This window comes from Klebsiella sp. JN_Kp127 (assembly GCF_040062505.1).
Taxonomy (GTDB): domain Bacteria; phylum Pseudomonadota; class Gammaproteobacteria; order Enterobacterales; family Enterobacteriaceae; genus Klebsiella; species Klebsiella quasipneumoniae.
In genome coordinates this window covers 84586-103897 of record NZ_JBEAHS010000052.1, presented here as the reverse complement: position 1 = coordinate 103897, position 19312 = coordinate 84586, and the positions used below count along the sequence as shown (strand labels likewise).

General features: G+C 57.1%; 16 protein-coding genes and 1 pseudogene. 9 read left to right on the top strand and 8 right to left on the bottom strand.

Features of this window, described 5'->3' with window-relative positions:
* Positions 1 to 6: 6 nt before the first annotated feature.
* Positions 7 to 1647: a DUF3300 domain-containing protein gene (locus tag ABLV04_RS21265; protein ID WP_180266004.1), complete on the bottom strand. Its 1641-nt coding sequence runs from the start codon at positions 1645 to 1647 to the stop codon at positions 7 to 9.
* 431 nt (positions 1648 to 2078) lie between these two features.
* Here ABLV04_RS21265 and acnB point away from each other — a divergent pair, with 431 nt between their 5' ends.
* Both acnB and yacL read left to right on the top strand, forming a co-directional pair.
* The gene (acnB, locus tag ABLV04_RS21260) at positions 2079 to 4676 is read left to right on the top strand and encodes a bifunctional aconitate hydratase 2/2-methylisocitrate dehydratase (protein ID WP_004204372.1); all 2598 of its coding nucleotides are present in this window, start codon (positions 2079 to 2081) and stop codon (positions 4674 to 4676) included.
* Between the two features lie 187 nt (positions 4677 to 4863).
* Entirely contained in the window at positions 4864 to 5226 is a 363-nt protein-coding gene (gene yacL, locus ABLV04_RS21255) for a protein YacL (protein ID WP_004204373.1), read from the top strand.
* Positions 5227 to 5380: 154 nt separating this feature from the next.
* Here yacL and speD read toward each other — a convergent pair whose 3' ends face one another.
* From speD to ABLV04_RS21230, 5 genes and pseudogenes are all read right to left on the bottom strand, one after another.
* Positions 5381 to 6175, bottom strand: coding sequence for an adenosylmethionine decarboxylase (speD, locus tag ABLV04_RS21250; protein WP_004204375.1), 795 nt, complete (start codon positions 6173 to 6175; stop codon positions 5381 to 5383).
* 24 nt (positions 6176 to 6199) lie between these two features.
* The gene (gene speE / locus ABLV04_RS21245) at positions 6200 to 7060 is read right to left on the bottom strand and encodes a polyamine aminopropyltransferase (RefSeq protein WP_004204376.1); all 861 of its coding nucleotides are present in this window, start codon (positions 7058 to 7060) and stop codon (positions 6200 to 6202) included.
* A gap of 147 nt (positions 7061 to 7207) precedes the next feature.
* Positions 7208 to 8344: pseudogene (locus ABLV04_RS21240) on the bottom strand (FKBP-type peptidyl-prolyl cis-trans isomerase N-terminal domain-containing protein); the annotation flags it as partial.
* 539 nt (positions 8345 to 8883) lie between these two features.
* Complete coding sequence (locus ABLV04_RS21235) at positions 8884 to 9294, bottom strand: hypothetical protein (RefSeq protein WP_023292003.1); 411 nt, start codon at positions 9292 to 9294, stop codon at positions 8884 to 8886.
* A 245-nt stretch (positions 9295 to 9539) separates the two neighbouring features.
* Entirely contained in the window at positions 9540 to 9887 is a 348-nt protein-coding gene (locus tag ABLV04_RS21230; RefSeq protein WP_004204381.1) for a YacC family pilotin-like protein, read from the bottom strand.
* Positions 9888 to 10032: 145 nt separating this feature from the next.
* Here ABLV04_RS21230 and cueO point away from each other — a divergent pair, with 145 nt between their 5' ends.
* A complete protein-coding gene (cueO, locus tag ABLV04_RS21225; RefSeq protein ID WP_180266002.1) occupies positions 10033 to 11634 on the top strand; it encodes a multicopper oxidase CueO in 1602 nt (533 codons plus the stop codon).
* 75 nt (positions 11635 to 11709) lie between these two features.
* Here cueO and ABLV04_RS21220 read toward each other — a convergent pair whose 3' ends face one another.
* Positions 11710 to 14100 (bottom strand): glucose/quinate/shikimate family membrane-bound PQQ-dependent dehydrogenase, encoded by a 2391-nt coding sequence (locus ABLV04_RS21220; protein ID WP_032455031.1) that lies wholly within the window; start codon positions 14098 to 14100, stop codon positions 11710 to 11712.
* Between the two features lie 79 nt (positions 14101 to 14179).
* Between ABLV04_RS21220 and ABLV04_RS21215 the strand changes: the two genes are divergently transcribed.
* Both ABLV04_RS21215 and hpt read left to right on the top strand, forming a co-directional pair.
* Complete coding sequence (locus ABLV04_RS21215; protein WP_032426021.1) at positions 14180 to 14299, top strand: hypothetical protein; 120 nt, start codon at positions 14180 to 14182, stop codon at positions 14297 to 14299.
* Between the two features lie 4 nt (positions 14300 to 14303).
* Positions 14304 to 14840: a hypoxanthine phosphoribosyltransferase gene (gene hpt, locus ABLV04_RS21210; protein WP_180266001.1), complete on the top strand. Its 537-nt coding sequence runs from the start codon at positions 14304 to 14306 to the stop codon at positions 14838 to 14840.
* 48 nt (positions 14841 to 14888) lie between these two features.
* Here the strand turns inward: hpt and can are convergent, their stop codons facing one another.
* Positions 14889 to 15551, bottom strand: coding sequence for a carbonate dehydratase (can, locus tag ABLV04_RS21205; protein WP_004204385.1), 663 nt, complete (start codon positions 15549 to 15551; stop codon positions 14889 to 14891).
* 178 nt (positions 15552 to 15729) lie between these two features.
* Between can and ABLV04_RS21200 the strand changes: the two genes are divergently transcribed.
* The 4 genes from ABLV04_RS21200 to ABLV04_RS21185 all read left to right on the top strand — a co-directional run bounded on the left by ABLV04_RS21200 (position 15730) and on the right by ABLV04_RS21185 (position 19298).
* Entirely contained in the window at positions 15730 to 16656 is a 927-nt protein-coding gene (locus ABLV04_RS21200) for an ABC transporter ATP-binding protein (RefSeq protein WP_004204387.1), read from the top strand.
* Positions 16653 to 17423, top strand: a complete 771-nt coding sequence (locus ABLV04_RS21195) for an ABC transporter permease (RefSeq protein ID WP_004204389.1) — start codon at positions 16653 to 16655, stop codon at positions 17421 to 17423. Before ABLV04_RS21200 ends, ABLV04_RS21195 begins: the two co-directional genes overlap by 4 nt.
* Positions 17424 to 17545: 122 nt before the next feature.
* Positions 17546 to 17986 (top strand): PTS sugar transporter subunit IIA, encoded by a 441-nt coding sequence (locus tag ABLV04_RS21190; protein WP_023292007.1) that lies wholly within the window; start codon positions 17546 to 17548, stop codon positions 17984 to 17986.
* A 58-nt stretch (positions 17987 to 18044) separates the two neighbouring features.
* The gene (locus tag ABLV04_RS21185) at positions 18045 to 19298 is read left to right on the top strand and encodes a polysaccharide deacetylase family protein (protein ID WP_023292008.1); all 1254 of its coding nucleotides are present in this window, start codon (positions 18045 to 18047) and stop codon (positions 19296 to 19298) included.
* The last annotated feature ends 14 nt before the right edge of the window (positions 19299 to 19312 follow it).

The window sequence follows — 19312 nt, the reverse complement described above, 5'->3', positions numbered from 1 at the left end:
TCATCCTCAGCGGCGGCGTAGTTCATGGTGTTCAGAAAGACGCTCTCTGGCGCCGTCGCGCTGCTCGCGGTTTACGCTGGAAAACTGACGACTCTGTCGTCCCCGTTCCTGCTGCGCTTGCCAGGAGGGGGCGCGGCTTTCGTTGCCGCTAAGGGCGCTGGCGCGCAGATGATTGACCGTCTGCTGACGCTGGGCGGGCGTGGCGGACTGGATCTGCTGCCGGCGCTGTTGCTGCTTCGGTGTAGCATTCTGCTCGTGGTGCTTAATGGTTTCCCTACGCTGCTGTTGCTGCGGCGTCGGGTTTTTCAACTGCGCTTTCGCCGCGTCTCGACGCTGCTGGGTTGATGTCGGCGCGCTGTCGTAACCGCGGTAGTTGCTGCGCTGGGTGGCTTGTTTCAACTGCGCCGAGGCCGCCTGACGCTGGGCATCGCGCGAGGGGGTGTTTGTCGCCAGGTTGCCTGCCGTGGCGGTCGACGCGCTGCGCTGCTGAAGCTGGGTCATTGCCGCCTGGCGCTGCGCCTCACGATCGACCGGCGCATGCTGGGTCGCGCTCAGTCCGCCGGATACGTTGGTCTGATGAAAGCGCTGGGCGACGGTATTATCGGGGTATGGCACGTGACCGCGATAGGCGGGATTGTGCTGCCAGTTTACGTGGTCGCCCGGCAGGTTTTGTCCGGTAATGCGGTTAAAATTATTCACATTGATATTGATGTTATCGCCATTATGCGAGTAATCCCCGCGGTGGTAGTCGTCATCGTGATGGTGGTAGTCATCATCATCATCCCAGTCGATGCTGCTGAACAGCGCCCAGGTGGTCGCCACGCCCAGGCTGTAACCGAATCCTTTCACGAAGCTATCGGTAAACTGCTCCCCGGGAGGGGGCGGCAGATAGACCGGAGGATAGGCGCTGTTCGGCCAGGTACCATAGACGGTGGAGGGGTTGTAGTTGGGAACATAGACCACCTGCGGGTCGGTCGGTTCTATTTTTATGACCTGCGTCGGCGCAGGCGCCGCCGCGGTAGTGCTTGACGTTGATACGGTGCTGCTTTTCGAAGTGGTGGCCGGCACAGGCGCCGCTGCGGCGACAATCACTTTTTGCTGCGGCGTGGATTTCAGCGTCCCTGTCTCCTGGGCGATGGCACGCAGGCGCTGCACCGAGTCCATCACATCATGCGGCTGGGCCAAAAACGCATTACCCAGATTTTCCACCCAGGGCGGATTCTCGCCCATCATCGCCAGCAGGGCAGGGAAAGCGACAAGCGATTTGACGCTGGGATCCCACGGCTGGCTGGCAACAGCCTGAACGGCGGGATCCCCTTTCATGGTGGGGTTATCCTGGGACCACTGCACCGCCTGCATGACGTTGTCCGGGTAGGTGGAAGCCATCAGCACCTGCGACAGCAGACTGTCCGGGTAGAGCGCGATGGGGGCAACCCACTGGTCAATCTGCGCCTGGGGGTAGGTGGCGGCCACCGGCTGCGCGGCGGCGGGTGCGGCTGGCGTTGGCGCTGGCGCTGGCGCAGGCTGCGCCGTCGGCTGAGTGACCATCTCTGGAGTACGGCTTTGCACATAGAGTGTTCCCGCCGCCGCGAGTAAGCCAGCGCTACAGAGCAGGGCGATAATATGGGGTTTGAACGGCAGTGACATAGAAGCTCCTGACCCAAAAAGTAACCCATCTCGCTAAAGTATCGGCGAAAACGGCGCGTTTGCTGAGTATAAGTAAGCGGTATGGATTTTTATTGATGATTGTTGGGATCGGCCCATGGCGTTGTACGCGGAAAGGAATTTTTGTCGCGGGATTTGAACAGAAAGCCTGCAATATCCTGCCCTTAACGATTCAGCTAAATTTTAATGTTGCTTTTTTGTAAACAGATTAACACCTTTCAAAAATCCTGCTATGCTGCCGACGCGGTATCGGGCATTTACCCTACAAACTGCTGTCTCACAGGAGCGTGAAGAAAATCGCCCAGCCACTAAATCCTTCAAGATGCGTCAAGGCGGCAAACTGCCAATACCGAAGCAGATTGATTGAAGAGGTGTAGGCCGCATTATGACAATGAGAAGCGAGGAGAACCGTCGTGCTAGAAGAATACCGTAAGCACGTAGCTGAGCGTGCCGCCATGGGGATTGTTGCCAAACCCTTAGATGCAACCCAAATGGCCGCGCTGGTAGAACTGCTGAAAAACCCGCCTGCGGGCGAAGAAGAATTCCTGTTAGACCTGCTGATTAACCGTGTACCGCCGGGCGTCGACGAAGCCGCCTATGTTAAAGCTGGATTCCTTGCCGCGATCGCCAAAGGCGAAACGACCTCCCCCCTGGTTACCCCTGAAAAAGCCGTTGAACTGCTGGGCACCATGCAGGGCGGTTATAATATCCACCCGCTGATCGATGCCCTGGACGACGCGAAACTAGCGCCGATTGCCGCGAAAGCGCTGTCCCATACTCTGCTGATGTTCGATAACTTCTACGACGTGGAAGAGAAAGCGAAAGCGGGTAACGAGCACGCTAAACAGGTTATGCAATCCTGGGCCGACGCTGAGTGGTTCCTGAACCGCCCGCAGCTGGCAGAGAAAATCACCGTTACCGTTTTCAAGGTCACTGGCGAAACGAACACCGATGACCTGTCTCCGGCGCCGGATGCCTGGTCGCGTCCGGATATCCCGCTGCACGCCCTGGCGATGCTGAAAAACGCCCGCGAAGGCATTGAACCGGATCAACCGGGCGTGGTTGGCCCGATCAAACAGATCGAAGCCCTGCAGCAGAAAGGCTACCCGCTGGCCTACGTCGGCGATGTGGTCGGGACCGGCTCTTCACGTAAATCGGCCACCAACTCGGTGCTGTGGTTTATGGGCGACGATATCCCGAACGTGCCGAACAAGCGCGGCGGCGGCCTGTGCCTGGGCGGCAAAATCGCGCCAATCTTCTTCAACACCATGGAAGATGCGGGCGCGCTGCCTATCGAAGTGGATGTGTCAAACCTGAACATGGGCGACGTCATCGACGTTTACCCGTTCAAAGGCGAAGTGCGTAATCACGAGACCAACGAACTGCTGGCCAGCTTCGAGCTGAAAACCGATGTGCTGATCGACGAAGTCCGTGCCGGCGGCCGTATCCCGCTGATCATCGGTCGCGGCCTGACCACCAAAGCCCGTGAAGCGCTGGGTCTGCCGCACAGCGATGTCTTCCGTCAGGCGAAAGACGTGGCGGAAAGCACCCGCGGCTTCTCTCTGGCGCAGAAAATGGTTGGCCGCGCCTGCGGCGTTGCCGGTATCCGCCCGGGCGCCTACTGCGAGCCGAAAATGACCTCCGTCGGTTCTCAGGACACCACCGGTCCAATGACCCGTGATGAACTGAAAGACCTGGCGTGCCTGGGCTTCTCCGCTGACCTGGTGATGCAGTCCTTCTGCCACACTGCGGCCTATCCGAAGCCGGTTGACGTCACCACGCATCATACTCTGCCGGACTTCATTATGAACCGCGGCGGCGTCTCGCTGCGTCCGGGCGATGGCGTGATCCACTCCTGGCTGAACCGCATGCTGCTGCCGGATACCGTGGGCACCGGCGGCGACTCCCACACCCGTTTCCCCATCGGTATCTCCTTCCCGGCGGGCTCTGGTCTGGTGGCCTTCGCCGCCGCGACCGGCGTGATGCCGCTGGATATGCCGGAATCGGTGCTGGTGCGTTTCAAAGGTAAAATGCAGCCGGGCATTACGCTGCGCGACCTGGTCCACGCGATCCCGCTGTACGCCATCAAGCAGGGCCTGCTGACCGTTGAGAAGAAAGGTAAGAAAAACATCTTCTCTGGCCGCATCCTTGAGATTGAAGGTCTGCCGGATCTGAAAGTGGAGCAGGCGTTCGAGCTGACCGATGCCTCCGCTGAACGTTCTGCTGCAGGTTGCACCATCAAGCTGAACAAAGAGCCGATCGTTGAGTATCTGAACTCCAACATCGTCCTGCTGAAGTGGATGATCGCCGAAGGCTACGGCGACCGCCGTACCCTGGAGCGTCGTATCCAGGGCATGGAGAAATGGCTGGCGGATCCGCAGCTGCTGGAAGCCGATGCTGACGCGGAATACGCGGCAGTGATCGACATCGATCTGGCGGATATCAAAGAGCCGATTCTGTGCGCGCCGAACGATCCGGACGATGCCCGCCTGCTGTCTGACGTACAGGGCGAGAAAATCGACGAAGTGTTCATCGGCTCCTGCATGACCAACATCGGCCACTTCCGTGCCGCCGGTAAGCTGCTGGACAGCCACAAAGGCCAGTTGCCGACTCGCCTGTGGGTGGCGCCGCCAACCCGTATGGACGCCGCGCAGCTGACCGAAGAAGGTTACTACAGCGTATTTGGTAAGAGCGGGGCGCGTATCGAAATCCCTGGCTGTTCCCTGTGTATGGGTAACCAGGCGCGCGTCGCCGACGGTGCGACGGTGGTTTCCACCTCTACCCGTAACTTCCCGAACCGTTTAGGTACCGGCGCTAACGTCTATCTGGCCTCTGCCGAGCTGGCAGCGGTGGCTTCTCTGCTCGGTAAACTGCCGACGCCGGAAGAGTACCAGACCTTCGTGGCGCAGGTGGATAAGACAGCGGAAGATACCTATCGCTATCTGAACTTCAACCAGCTGGATCAGTACACTGAAAAAGCTGACGGCGTGATCTTCCAGACCGCGGTGTAAAACCAGTCGGTCAGCCTGGCTGACCGTTTGGCTACAAACTCCCCAATGCCCGGTGAACATTGCATCACCGGGCATTTTTATTTCCAAACCTCCTGCCTGTTACGCTTTTTTTCTTTCGGTCTGCTGCGATAATTACCCCATGGGTACAGTGCAGCGGTGACGCATTGCCCTTGCAGAGGAAAAGACGATGGACTACGAATTTCTGCGCGATATTACCGGAGTGGTAAAGGTGCGAATGTCGATGGATCACGAGGCGATTGGCCACTGGTTCAACGAGGAGGTGAAAGACAATCTTGCTCTGCTTGACGAAGTGGAGCAGGCTGCGCGCACCGTGAAAGGCAGTGAACGTTCCTGGCAGCGTGCCGGACATGAATATACGCTGTGGCTGGATGGCGAAGAGGTGATGATCCGCGCCAATCAGCTGGAATTTTCCGGCGACGAAATCGAGGAGGGGATGAGCTACTACGACGAAGAAAGCCTCTCTCTGTGTGGTGTTGAGGATTTCCTGCAGGTGGTTGCCGCCTATCGTGAGTTTATGCAGCAGCGTTGATGACTCGTTTTGCGCCGGGCTGCGGAAAACCGTAGCCCGGCTAAGCGTCGTGTGCGCAGGGCACATCTCCGGTCGCGACGAGTACCTTTCCCCCGCTACCAGCCGGCGCAGAACCCAGGCCCGGCGCGCAAAATCGCCGCCGGGCATTGAGGCATTACACGGCAGGAATATTGCGGCCGTAGTAAATCTCGCGCATCTCTTTCCACAGCAGGTCGGTAATGACCTTGCGCTCTTCAGCGGTCAACTCTTCCGGTCGGGTATGGAACATGTAATGCTTAAGGTCGAACTCCTTAAGCAACATTTTGGTATGGAAGATATTTTCCTGATAAACGTTGACGTCGACCATGTCATACAGCGACTTCATATCGTCAGACATAAAGTTCTGAATTGAGTTGATTTCATGATCGATAAAATGCTTCATCCCATTGATGTCGCGGGTAAAGCCGCGCACGCGGTAGTCAATGGTCACAATGTCCGATTCCAGCTGGTGGATCAGATAGTTCAGCGCTTTGAGCGGTGAAATAACCCCGCAGGTAGAGACTTCGATATCGGCGCGGAAGGTGCACAGGCCGCCTTCCGGGTGGCTCTCCGGATAGGTATGCACGCAGATATGGCTTTTATCGAGATGGGCGACCACGGTTTCAGGCAGCGGGCCGGGGTGTTCGGTCTGGTCGATAAGCCGCGGGTCGACGGGCTCTTCGCTTACCAGAATGGTCACGCTGGCGCCCTGGGGTTCATAATCCTGGCGGGCGATATTCAGGATATTAGCGCCAATAATAGAGCAGGTTTCGCTCAGGATCTCTGTCAGGCGATTGGCATTATAAAGTTCGTCGATATAGGCGATGTAGCCGTCGCGCTCTTCTGCCGTTTTGGCGTAACAGATATCGTAGATACAAAAACTCAGGCTTTTGGTCAGGTTGTTAAAGCCGTGCAGCTTCAATTTTTTCAATTTAGTTCACCCCCTTATTTCGCTTCACGGTGCGGACAGAGCATCATGCAGATATTGTGGTAAGGCGAAGGCCGCCGTATGGATTGCCGGATTGTAGTAACGGCAGGTCAGGTTGGCTTTGTGAAAGCGCGCTTGAATGATTTCGCTGGAAAGATGGCGCAGCGCCTCGTTGTCGCTCGCCCAGGCAAAGGTCATTATCCCGCCGTAATAGGTCGGAATCGCCGCCTGGTAGAAGCTGACGTCGCGAAAATAGTGGCTCAGTTTGCGATGGCTACCGACCGCTTCATCCTGCTGCAGGAAGCAGACGCCGTTCTGCGCAACGAAAATCCCTCCCGGATTCAGGCAGCGTTTGCAGCCTTCATAAAAAGCCGAGGTGAAGAGGCTTTCCCCCGGGCCAATAGGGTCGGTACAGTCCGAAATGATCACATCGAACGTTTGCGTCGTCTGGTTAACAAAATTGACGCCATCATCAATCACCAGCGTAAAGCGCGGATCGTCATAGGCGCCGGCGCTATGGTTGGGCAGGTACTGGCGGCAGAATGAGACCACCCCGGCGTCGATTTCCACCATGGTGATGCTTTCGATGCTGCGATGACGAGAGACTTCGCGCAGCATCGCGCCATCGCCGCCGCCGATGATCAGGACATGCTTGGCGTTGCCGTGAGCCAGCAGCGGCACGTGGGTCATCATTTCGTGATAGATAAACTCATCGCGTTCGGTGGTTTGCACGACGCCATCCAGCGCCATCACCCGGCCAAAGGCGCGGTTGTCAAAGATGATCAGATCCTGATGATCGGTTTTTTCGTGGTACAGCACGTTATCAACGCTAAAGTACTGACCAAAATGGTCATGCAGCGTTTCATGCCACAGTGGATTATCGGCCACGGTGAGGCTCCTCCTTCGTTAACATCTGTTACACCCGTAAAACGAGTGCAACATCATAGACAACTATAGATGAGGATGCACGGCGGTTATTGCAGCAATGCGGCAGGAATAACAGCACCGCCCGGAGAGGGCGGTGGGGAGACAGGGCTATTTTGCCGGCGCGGGTTGGCTATCCACTATCCGCACGGAATAGACCATGGTGGCGCCTGGGGGGATCTTCGGTGGCAACCCTTTACTGCCATAGGCTTTGTCGGGCGGGACGACCAGCGTCACGGAGCCGTGGTTCTGCAGGCGCTTCAGCGGCCCGCGAAATACCGGGGGATAGGCATCCAGTTTCTGGGTAAGCGCCTGATCTTTCGTCTCCATATCATTGATCACCGTTCCGTCCGTCAGCATCTCTTTGATCACCACGGTCACCAGATCGTTGCCGCTAATTTTTCCTTTACCCGGGTAATCGATACGGCTGTAGACGCCCTCTTTGAAGACCACACCTTTTTTGCGCGCAAACGCCTGCTGGTATTTCTGACCGGCGCTGATGTTTTTCTGCTCGATTTTATTCAGGTTCTGGAAAACCTGCTGTGAAATGTCAAACAGCGCTTTGTTACGCTCCTGTTCGCCGAGGCGAAGCTGGCCGCTGAAAGCATCTTCGATGCCCTGCAGCACCAGGCCAGCGTCGACGTTAACTCCCTGAGTGCGACGAGTCGTGAGGACATTAAGCGCCTCTGTACCCATCGAGGCGCCGATGGCGTAAGCCTGCTGTTCACCTGGCGCGCTGAGTTTGGCGGCGGTTTTGCCGGTGGTATTTCTCGGCGGGACCGTCAGCTGCGTCCGCAGCAGCTGGATTTCATCCTCTTTCATCCGCAGCTGGGCGTTATCTTTGTCCGCCTGCAGGCGATAGGCCGCCACTATGGCCGCCATCTCGGGGGGCTCATCTTTTGCCGCCACGGCGGCATCGGCGCGGCTCGATGGCGCTTTCTCCGCCGCGGCGAGCCGGTTAGCCAGCGACTGCTTATCGGCGTTAAGGGCTTTGATCTGATCGAGGGCGGTCTGCTTCTCTTTTTCCGCCGCCGCCAGCCGGTTGACCAACGGCTGTTTGTCGGCGTTAAGGGCTTTGAGCTGGTCGAGGGCGGTCTGCTTCTCTTTTTCCGCTGCCGCCAGCCGGTTGACCAACGGCTGTTTGTCGGCGTTAAGGGTTTTGACCTGGTCGAGGGTGGTCTGCTGCGCCTTCTCTGCCGCGGCGAGCCGGTTAGCCAGCGTCTGCTTATCTGTATTCAGAGCGGTGAGGCTGGCGCTGAGCCGTTTATTTTCAGCTGCGGCTTGCTGAAGCTGTGACGTTAATTGTTGGATCTGCTTCAGCGCGGCGGCCTGACTTTGCTGCAGAGTCGTATTCTGGACTGCGCCTTCTTTTTTAATTAACGCCTCATTTTTCGCGGTGGCGGCGGTTAAGGCGATCTGTAATTCTTTTATTTTGTTATTTAAGGCCGCTTGCTCATTCGCGATGGAGGTTTCTGTGGCCGGAGTGTTAGCAAGCTGTTTTTTTAATTGCTGAATAGTTTTATCTTTTTGCTCAATCGTCGCCTGCTGGCTGACGATTCTTTTTTGCAATTGTGCGGTATTGGGCGTCTTTTTTTTATTATCCGCAGGTTGACGATCGCCTGACGTTTGCTTTGCGGTTGCAGCATCGCTTTTTTCATTCGCCTGGGTTTGCTGCTGGGCGTAGTCAAGAAACGCCGGCGCGGCGCCGGCGAAGAAAGGTGTTGAAAGCGCCAGCGCCGCGACGAGCATCAGCAGGGGCGCGTTGAGGGTCAGCGTGGCGGCTCTGTTCATGGCTGCTTGCTTTCACCCCGCTGTACCAGGCTATCGATTAGCGTTTTCTGAATATCGGCGCACAATTTGATGGATTTAAACTGATACATAGAGTCAATGCCAAGCCGGGTGGGATCCGCCACTTTCTCGCGCACGCTGTTGTATTGTGACGCCGCACGCACTAAGGCATTGAAGTCATTGCTGAGTTTGGTTGCCTGCTGTGGGTTAACCTCTTTTAGCGAGTCCAGCGCCTGTCGGCAGGATTCAATGCGCGCTTGTTCGCTGGCCGCTCGCTCCTGCTCTGCTTGCTGCTGCGACGTTAGCGGGGTGGTGAGCGGTTTTACCTGCTGGCGAGGGGCGGTATTGCTACAGCCGGCTAATAACATAGCGGCAAGTGGAATAATACGAAGAGTCAGCGAGATATTCACAATTTCAGTCCATGAAGTAGATATATTTTCAACGGATTCTAAAAGGCTGCTTTTTATTTTGCAATATATCGTTAGGGATATTTTATTGTTTTTATCTGCCAGGGCTGTTAGTACGGGTTTAATTTATTTATTGGCTTGATATATTGCGAGGTAGATAAAATTTATTTTGTATAAAATAATAATGGTAAATATTAAAGGCGGGTGAGTCGGGGAAAAGCGCGGCGCGTTGCCGCCCGCGCGGGAAATTATTTGACGTAAGCCAGCAGGCTAAGTGAATCGCGGGCCAGCGCTTTACATTTTTTCGCCGTCGGAAGGTTAATGCCGCTGAGATCGCGATAGCTGTCTTCGCCAAGCGCTTTCATGTTGTAGCTGTCGTAGTTGCTCAGGTCCCATTGGTTCTGCTGGGCAAAGAACACCAGGGCGCGACGGATCTGCGTGTTGGGCAGGTTCTGGTAGCCACAGTCGTTTTTCAGAAACACAAAAACCGCGGTTAAATCAGCCATGTCTTCCGCTTCTGATTCGCTGAGCGCGTAGCTGTTGGCGGAGAGAGTAAGCAGGCTGCCGAGTACCATTGTTCTGAAAAGCGTCTTCATTTTTTCTACCGTTAGATCACCGACGCTTCAAATTAGCATACTTCTTTACACAGCGCCGATCTTTATTCTTACTCTTCTGCTTGACCTTCCCGTTACGGTAGGGTTTAAGCTCAAATATTCGCCCGCAGAATAAAAGGATGTGAATATGCAACGTCGAGACTTCCTCAAACTGACCGCCGCGGTCAGCATGGCCAGCGCGTTACCGCTTTGGAGCCGTGCGGTATTTGCGGCTAGTCGCCCGGCCCTGCCGGTACCGCCGCTGTTGACGGCTGATGCGCGCAACCGTATCGCGCTGACCATCCAGGCGGGCAAAACGCAGTTTGGCGCTTTGAACGCCACCACCTGGGGGTATAACGGCTCGCTACTGGGTCCCGCGCTGCAGCTGACGCAGGGGAAGGCTATCACGGTGGACATTACCAACCAGCTGGCAGAGGAGACGACGCTGCACTGGCATGGTCTGGAGGTACCCGGCGAGGTCGACGGAGGACCGCAGGGGGTCATCGCCCCGGGCGCCACTCGGACGGTGAGCTTCACGCCAACGCAGCGGGCCGCCACCTGCTGGTTTCACCCGCATCAGCACGGGACCACCGGTCGGCAGGTGGCGATGGGGCTGGCGGGGCTGGTGCTGATCGAGGATGAAGAGAGCGGACGCCTGCTATTGCCGAAGCAGTGGGGAATCGATGATGTACCGGTGATTGTGCAGGACAAGAAGTTTACCGCCGCTGGCGAAATTGATTATCAGCTGGATGTGATGAGCGCTGCCGTCGGCTGGTTTGGCGATACGCTGCTGACCAATGGCGCTCTCTATCCTGAACATGCCGCCCCGCGCGGCTGGCTACGTCTGCGCTTGCTGAACGGCTGTAATGCCCGTTCCCTCAATTTTGCGACCAGCGATAAGCGCCCGCTGTACGTGGTGGCCAGCGACGGCGGTCTGCTGGCAGAGCCGGTGAAGGTCAATGAGTTGCCGGTCTTGATGGGGGAGCGTTTTGAGGTGCTGGTGGACACCAGCGACGGCAAACCTTTTGATCTGGTGACCCTGCCGGTGGGTCAGATGGGCATGGCCATTGCGCCTTTTGATAAACCACAGCCGGTACTGCGCGTCCAGCCGCTGGTCATTCCTGCCTCCGGCAAGCTGCTGGATACCCTGGCCGCTATGCCGGCGCTACCTTCTCTGACGGGGCTGACGCAGCGTCAGTTCCAGCTGTCGATGGATCCGATGCTCGACAGGATGGGCATGCAGGCGCTGATGGAGAAATATGGCGATCAGGCGATGGCAGGAATGGATCACGGCATGATGGGGCATGGCGGGATGGGCGACATGGGGAATATGCACCACGGCGACATGAGCAACATGAACCACGGGTCCGGCATGGATCATGGCATGTCGTCGGGCAAGGGATTTGATTTCCATAACGCCAACCGCATCAACGGCAAAGCCTTCGACATGAATGTGCCGATGTTTGCCGCCGCCAGAGGCCAGTATGAGCGCTGGGTGATTTCGGGTAAGGGCGACATGATGCTGCATCCGTTCCATATCCACGGCACCCAGTTCCGCATACTGAGCGAAAACGGCAAGCCGCCAGCGGCGCATCGTCGCGGCTGGAAAGACACCGTGCGTGTGGAAGGGGACGTGAGTGAAGTATTAGTGAAGTTTGATCATCCGGCGCCGAAGGAGTTTGCCTATATGGCCCACTGCCACCTGCTGGAACATGAAGACACCGGGATGATGTTGGGGTTCACGGTTTAGGGCGGTATAGCCATGGCGCGTGGGAGAGGGGATAAAGACAAAAAAAAACGGCAACTTTCGTTGCCGTTTTGCGTTTTATTTCGCCTCATCCGGGAGCGCATAGGCGACGATATAATCGCCCATTTTGGTCCCGAACGAGCCGTGACCGCCGGCAGAGATGACAACATACTGTTTGCCATTCACTTCGTAGGTCATCGGGGTGGCCTGACCGCCGGCTGGCAGACGGGCTTCCCACAGCTTCTCGCCGTTGCTCATATTGTACGCGCGCAGGTAGTTATCCGCGGTCGCGCCGATGAACAGAACGTTGCCCGCCGTGGAGATCGGACCGCCCAGCATCGGCATACCCATGGTGAATGGGAGTTTAACCGGCATCGGGAACGGCAGGCTGTCCTGCGGGGTACCGATACGTTTTTTCCATACCACTTCGTTAGTTTTCAGATCCAGCGCGGAGATATAGCCCCAGGCCGGCTGTTTGCACGGCAGACCGAACGGTGACAGGAACGGGTTCAGGGTGACGCCGTACGGGACGCCGTACTGCGGCTGCACGCCGGACTCGGTGCCTGAGCCTTTCGCATCTTTCGGTGGCTCCATTGGGTTGCCCGGGCCGCGTGGGATCAGTTTAGAGACGAACGGCAGCGCCATCGGGTTGGCGATAGCCACCTGACGGTTCGGATCGACGGAGATACCGCCCCATTCAAACATCCCCAGGTTACCCGGGAAGACGAGGGTGCCCTGCTCAGATGGCGGGGTGAAGATACCCTCATAGCGCATCTGATGGAAAATCACGCGGCACACCAGCTGGTCGAACATGGTGGCGCCCCACATGTCCGCCCCGGTCAGATCTTTCTTCGGACGGAAGCTCAGATCGGAGAACGGCTGGGTTTTGGCGACGTAATCGCCTTTGGCGGCGCCCTGCGGAACCGGTTTTTCCGGGGCCGGGACCACCAGCTCGCCGTTACGGCGATCCAGCACGAAGATGTTGCCGGTTTTCGCCGGAGCATAGACGACCGGCACGGTTTTGCCGTTGACTTCAATGTCAGCCAGCGTCGGCTGGGAAGGCATGTCCATATCCCACAGATCGTGGTGGACGGTCTGGTAGCTCCAGGCCAGCTTACCGGTGGTGGCGTTCAGCGCGACAATCGAGCTGGCATAGCGCTCTTGCTCCGGCGTGCGGTTACCGCCCCAGATATCCGGAGTGGTCACGCCCATCGGCAGATAGACCAGATCCAGTTTGGCGTCGTAGGCGGCAGGCGCCCAGGAGTTGGGTGAGTTGAGCGTGAAGTGATGCTCATCGCTTGGGATGGCGTTCGGATCTTTCGCGCCCGGATCGAAGGCCCACAGCAGTTTACCAGTATTCACATCAAAGCCGCGGATCACGCCTGACGGCTCGCGGGTAGAGAAGTTATCGGTAACTGCGCCGGCAATCACGATGGTCTTATCGGTGATAATCGGCGGGGAAGTGGGTTCATACATGCCCGGCGTGGTCACCGGCATGTTGGTCTGCAGGTTGAGAATACCTTTGTTGGCAAAGGTTTCGCACAGCTTACCGTTGTCGGCGTTCACTGCGAACAGGCGACCATCGTTCACCGGCAGGATAATGCGGCGCGGACAGTCGGCCACGACGTCGGCAGGGGCGTTATCCGCTTTCGCTTCGTGATACGAGACACCGCGGCAGGTGACGTGCTGGAACGACGGGTCGGCGTTCAGCTGCGGGTCAAAATGCCACTTCTCTTTACCGGAGGCGGCGTCAAGCGCGAACAGACGCTGGTGGGCGGTACACAGGAAGAGCGTGTCGCCGACTTTAATCGGCGTCACTTCGTTAGTGATTTCACCCGGATCGTTCGGCTGTTTCAGGTCGCCGGTGCGGAACACCCAGGCTTCCTTCAGGTTCTTCACGTTGTCGGCGTTAATCTGCTTCAGCGGGGAGAAGCGCTGGCCTTCCTGGTTGCGGCCATAGGCCGGCCAGTCGCCGTCGGCAACGTTGGAGATCGGCGCCGCCGGGGTGGCGTCGGCGCTCAGAGTGCCGTTGATCTCCTGCGGGTCGTTAAAACCGGCCCAGGTCAGCATGCCGCCGCTGATCAGCAAGGCGACGACCAGCGCGCCTACGGCGCCAGCGGAAGGCACCGGCAGACGACGCCAGACAAAGGGCAGGATCAGCCAGATACCAAAGAAGACGAGGATGTCGCTACGCGGCGTCAGCGCCCAGAAGTCGAAGCCGACTTCCCAGACGCCCCAGATCATGGTCGCCAGCAGCAGCGCGGCGTACAGCCACAGCGCAGCGCGCTTGCCGCGGAACAGCATCACGGTCACGCCCAGCATCACCAGACCGGCGACGGGGTAGTACCAGGAGCCGCCAAGCACGACCAGCCATGCTCCGCCGATTAAAAGATAGAGGCCGCAGAACGCTGCAAATAGCGCAGTCAGCGTCACCAGGAGCCTTGATTGTTGAGACTTTGTTTCAGCCATAGAAAGTTACTCATGTGTTTGTTAATTTTTTAACTGCAATTAATTATAGGATTTAACAAGTGTGATCGGAATCACAAATATGGCTTTATTAATCCCTGCACCGCAGATTTCTTTTTGCTGGTATACTGGATGGCTTGCCGGTCATCGTCGGGGCGAAAGCAGCGGCTTTGATGATTTATATTTAGAATCAAATGGTTAGTCTTATGAAACATACTGTAGAAGTGATGATCCCGGAATCCGAGATCAAAGCGCGCATCGCGGAACTGGGTCGTCAAATCAACGAACATTATCAGGACAGCGGCAGCGAAATGGTGCTGGTGGGGCTGCTGCGCGGCTCGTTTATGTTCATGGCCGACCTGTGCCGTGAAGTGCAGGTGCCGCATGAAGTCGATTTTATGACCGCCTCGAGCTACGGCAGCGGCATGTCCACTACCCGTGATGTGAAAATCCTCAAAGATCTGGACGAAGACATCCGTGGTAAAGACGTTCTGATCGTGGAAGATATCATCGACTCCGGCAATACCCTGTCTAAAGTGCGTGAGATCCTCAGCTTGCGCGAGCCGAAGTCGCTGGCCATTTGTACGCTGCTGGATAAACCAAGCCGCCGTGAAGTGAATGTTCCGGTTGAGTTCGTCGGTTTCACCATTCCGGACGAGTTCGTGGTGGGCTACGGTATCGACTACGCTCAGCGCTACCGCCATCTGCCGTATATCGGCAAAGTCACCCTGCTGGACGAGTAAGGGGATATCCCACTCTGGCGCGCGCGCCAGAGTGGCTAAGTCTGAAGGCTATTTGTGGTTGATGTGCTTGATCTTGAGGTTGGAGATCCCGTGGCGATAGCGCTGTTCAAGGGTTTCCCGGCTCACGGCGGTCACATCCAGATCGCGCAGCAGTCCGTCGTGAATGCCATATGCCCAGCCGTGGATGGTCACCTTCTGTCCGCGCTTCCACGCCGATTGCATAATCGTCGAATGTCCCAGGTTGTACACCTGCTCCATTACGTTCAGTTCACAAAGGGTATCCAGCCGGCGCTCCTCCGGCATTTCCCCCAGCAGCGAGCTGTGTTTAAACCAGATATCGCGGATATGCAGCAGCCAGTTGTCGATGAGCCCCAGCTCCGGGTTCTCCACCGCCGCCTGTACGCCGCCGCAGCCGTAGTGGCCGCAGATAATAATGTGCTCGACTTCGAGAACATCGACGGCATACTGCACCACCGACAGGCAGTTGAGGTCGGTGTGGATCACCAGATTCGCCACGTTACGATGCACAAACAGTTCGCCTGGCTCCAGGCCGGTGAGTCGCTCAGCGGGTACGCGGCTGTCAGAACAGCCAATCCACAGGAAGCGCGGTTTCTGCGTTTGCGACAGTTTCTCAAAAAAGCCGGGGTCCTCTTCCACCAGCATTTTTGACCATAGTGCATTGTTGCTGATGAGTGTATCTATATCATTCATGGACGTTATCGGCCTGTAACCAAGTAAGTGCGTTGCGCTAATATAGGGTAAGCTCACCTTTTTTAAAACCATCTTAACCCGTGATACTTCCGGCTGCAGATGCGCTGGCCGCGCCACTACAGCGCAAACGTCAGTCAGGCGGGTTAATGACGTGTCATGACACGAGAAGAGATATTTAATGACCATTGCTCTGGAATTAAAACAGCTCAAAAAAACCTACCCCGGCGGGGTTCAGGCGCTGCGGGGAATTGATCTGCAGGTTGAAGCGGGGGATTTCTATGCCCTGCTGGGCCCGAACGGGGCGGGAAAATCCACGACGATCGGCATCATCAGCTCGCTGGTGAACAAAACCTCCGGTCAGGTCAATGTCTTTGGCTACGATCTGGAGAAAGACGTCGTCAACGCCAAGCGCCAGCTTGGCCTGGTGCCGCAGGAGTTTAACTTTAACCCGTTCGAGACCGTGCAGCAGATCGTCGTTAACCAGGCGGGCTACTACGGCGTTGAGCGTAAAGAAGCCATCGCCCGCAGCGAAAAGTACTTAAAACAGCTCGATCTGTGGGAAAAACGCAGCGAACGCGCGCGGATGCTCTCCGGCGGGATGAAGCGCCGCCTGATGATCGCTCGCGCGTTGATGCATGAGCCGAAGCTGCTGATCCTCGACGAGCCGACCGCCGGCGTCGATATTGAACTACGCCGCTCGATGTGGGGCTTCCTCAAGGATCTCAACGATCGCGGAACCACCATTATTCTGACCACCCACTATCTGGAAGAGGCCGAAATGCTGTGCCGCAACATCGGCATCATCCAGCACGGTACGCTGGTGGAAAACACCTCGATGAAAGCGCTGCTGTCGAAGCTGAAATCAGAGACCTTTATTCTCGACCTCGCGCCAAAAAGCCCGGTGCCGAAGCTCGAGGGCTACCAGTATCAGCTGGTCGATACCTCGACGCTGGAAGTGGAGGTCCTGCGCGAGCAGGGGATTAACAGCGTCTTTGCGCAGCTGAGCGCCCAGGGGGTGCAGGTATTGAGTATGCGTAACAAAGCCAACCGTCTGGAAGAGCTGTTTGTCACCCTGGTGCATGAGCGAAAAGGAGAGTCAGCATGATGCAGCTTTATTGGGTCGCGCTGAAAAGCATCTGGACCAAAGAGATCCACCGTTTTATGCGCATCTGGGTGCAGACGCTGGTGCCGCCGGTGATCACCATGACCCTGTACTTCGTGATTTTCGGTAACCTGATCGGGTCGCGCATCGGCGAGATGCATGGCTTTACCTACATGCAGTTTATCGTGCCGGGCCTGATCATGATGGCGGTGATCACCAACGCTTACGCCAACGTCGCCTCGTCGTTCTTCAGCGCCAAGTTTCAGCGCAACATTGAGGAGCTGCTGGTGGCGCCGGTGCCGACGCACGTGATTATCGCCGGCTACGTGGGCGGCGGGGTGGCGCGCGGGCTGTGCGTGGGTATCCTGGTGACCGCGGTGTCGCTGTTCTTTGTGCCGTTCCAGGTTCACTCCTGGCTGTTTGTCGCCCTGACGCTGCTCCTCACCGCGGTGCTGTTCTCGCTGGCCGGACTGCTGAACGCGGTGTTTGCCAAGACCTTCGATGACATCAGCCTGATCCCGACCTTTGTGTTGACGCCGCTGACCTATCTCGGCGGGGTGTTCTACTCGCTGACCCTGCTGCCGCCGTTCTGGCAGGGGCTGTCGCATCTGAACCCCATCGTCTACATGATCAGCGGCTTCCGCTTCGGCTTCCTCGGTATCAACGATGTGCCGCTGGTGACCACCTTTGCGGTGCTGGTGGTCTTCATCGTCGCCTTCTATCTTCTCTGCTGGTCGTTAATCCAGCGCGGTCGCGGCCTGCGTAGCTGATACTCATCACGGTTAGCGCTTCCGGACGCCAATACGCGAAGCGCTAACCGCTTATCTTTGACCCCCATCACCGATACGCCATCTTCCCCTTGCTACATTGTTGGCTGGCTAAGGAGGGAAGCATGCTTGGTTGGGTCATTACCTGCCACGATGAGCTGGCGCAGGAGATGCTGGATCGTCTTGAACAAAAATTTGGTCCGCTGGCCCAGTGCCGGGCGGTTAATTACTGGCGCAATCTCAGCAGCAATATGTTGAGCCGGATGATGTGCGATGCGCTGCATGCCACCGACTCCGGGGACGGGGTCATTTTCCTAACCGACAGAACCGGCGCGGCGCCTTATCGGGCCGCGGCGCTGATGAGTCACAAACATACCCACTGCGAAGTGATCTCCGGCGTCAGCTATTCATTACTTGAGCGAATGTATCTGCTGCGGGATACGTTAAGCAGCGAGGCGTTTCGCCAGGCTATCGTCAGCGCGGGCGGGCCGATGGTGAGCAGCCTGTGGCATCAGCAGCAGAAGAACCCCCCGTTCCGGTTGCGTCATGATACCTTTGGAAATTAAGCAGCGGGACAGATGCCGCTTTTGTTACAATAACCGCCGTTGATGGTTTACCGGTTCGATGCGCATGCTTGTCCGATTTTTTACTCTGCTTCTTTTACTGACCTCACTCAGCGCCTCCGCCAGTCTGCTTAGCCAGCAGGGCAAACCTGTGCGCTATATGCAAACCACCGAAGACGCGGTGATCTGGGCGCAGGTGGGGAACCATGTGGTCAGCGTGGGCAATGTGCGTGCCGGGCAGATCCTCGCGGTTGTCCCGACGGCGGCTGATTACTATGAGTTTCGCTTCGGCTTCGGCACCGGGTTTATTGACAAGGGCCATCTGGAGCCAGTGCAGGGTAAGCAGCGGGTGGAGGACCGTCTGGGGGATCTCAATAAGCCGCTGAGTAACCAGAATTTACTCACCTGGAAAGATACACCGCTCTATGACGCTCCCTCAGTGAGCAGCGCGCCGTTCGGCACGCTGGCCAATAATCTGCGCTATCCGATCCTCAGCAAGCTGAAAGACCGCCTCAATCAGACCTGGTTTCAGATCCGCATTGGCGATCGGCTGGCGTGGGTCAGCAGTCTGGATGCGCAGGAGGATAACGGGATCCCCGTGCTGACCTATCACCATATTCTGCGTGACGAAGAGAATACCCGTTTCCGCCATACCTCGACCACCACCTCGGTACGCGCCTTCAATAACCAGATGACCTGGCTGCGGGATCAGGGGTATACCACGCTGACCCTGTATCAGCTGGAAGGCTACGTGCGCAATAAAATTAACCTTCCGGCGCGGGCAGTCGCCATTACCTTCGATGACGGTTTGAAATCGGTAAACCGCTACGCCTATCCGGTGTTGAAACAGTATGGCTTCCACGCCACCGCCTTTATTATCTCTTCGCGCATCAAGCGTCATCCGCAGCAATGGGATCCGAAATCGCTGCAGTTCATGAGCATTTCTGAGCTCCGGCAGATCCAGGACGTCTTTGACATTCAGTCGCATACCCACTTCCTGCACCGGGTGGACGCCGGCCGGCGGCCGATCTTATTCAGCCGCAATTACCATAATATTCTGTTTGATTTTGCCCGTTCGCGCCGGGCGCTGAGCCAGTTTAATCCACATGTGCTCTACCTTTCCTATCCCTTCGGCGGCTATAACGCCACGGCGGTGCAGGCGGCGAATGACGCCGGGTTTCATATGGCGGTGACGACGGTGCGTGGGAAGGTGAAGCCGGGGGACAATCCGTTTCTGCTAAAGCGGTTATATATCTTACGCACGGATTCGCTGGAGACGATGTCGCGGCTGATCAGTAACCAGCCTCAGGGGTAAACTTCGGCGCTGCG

Coding starts and splice junctions, on each gene's coding strand:
- ABLV04_RS21265 (WP_180266004.1), bottom strand. CDS start 1,647: ATGTCACTGCCGTTCAAACCCCATATTATCGCCCTGCTCTGTAGCGCT.
- yacL (WP_004204373.1), top strand. CDS start 4,864: ATGGACTACGAATTTCTGCGCGATATTACCGGAGTGGTAAAGGTGCGA.
- ABLV04_RS21230 (WP_004204381.1), bottom strand. CDS start 9,887: ATGAAGACGCTTTTCAGAACAATGGTACTCGGCAGCCTGCTTACTCTC.
- cueO (WP_180266002.1), top strand. CDS start 10,033: ATGCAACGTCGAGACTTCCTCAAACTGACCGCCGCGGTCAGCATGGCC.
- ABLV04_RS21220 (WP_032455031.1), bottom strand. CDS start 14,100: ATGGCTGAAACAAAGTCTCAACAATCAAGGCTCCTGGTGACGCTGACT.
- ABLV04_RS21215 (WP_032426021.1), top strand. CDS start 14,180: ATGGCTTTATTAATCCCTGCACCGCAGATTTCTTTTTGCTGGTATACT.
- hpt (WP_180266001.1), top strand. CDS start 14,304: ATGAAACATACTGTAGAAGTGATGATCCCGGAATCCGAGATCAAAGCG.
- can (WP_004204385.1), bottom strand. CDS start 15,551: ATGAATGATATAGATACACTCATCAGCAACAATGCACTATGGTCAAAA.
- ABLV04_RS21200 (WP_004204387.1), top strand. CDS start 15,730: ATGACCATTGCTCTGGAATTAAAACAGCTCAAAAAAACCTACCCCGGC.
- ABLV04_RS21195 (WP_004204389.1), top strand. CDS start 16,653: ATGATGCAGCTTTATTGGGTCGCGCTGAAAAGCATCTGGACCAAAGAG.
- ABLV04_RS21190 (WP_023292007.1), top strand. CDS start 17,546: ATGCTTGGTTGGGTCATTACCTGCCACGATGAGCTGGCGCAGGAGATG.
- ABLV04_RS21185 (WP_023292008.1), top strand. CDS start 18,045: ATGCGCATGCTTGTCCGATTTTTTACTCTGCTTCTTTTACTGACCTCA.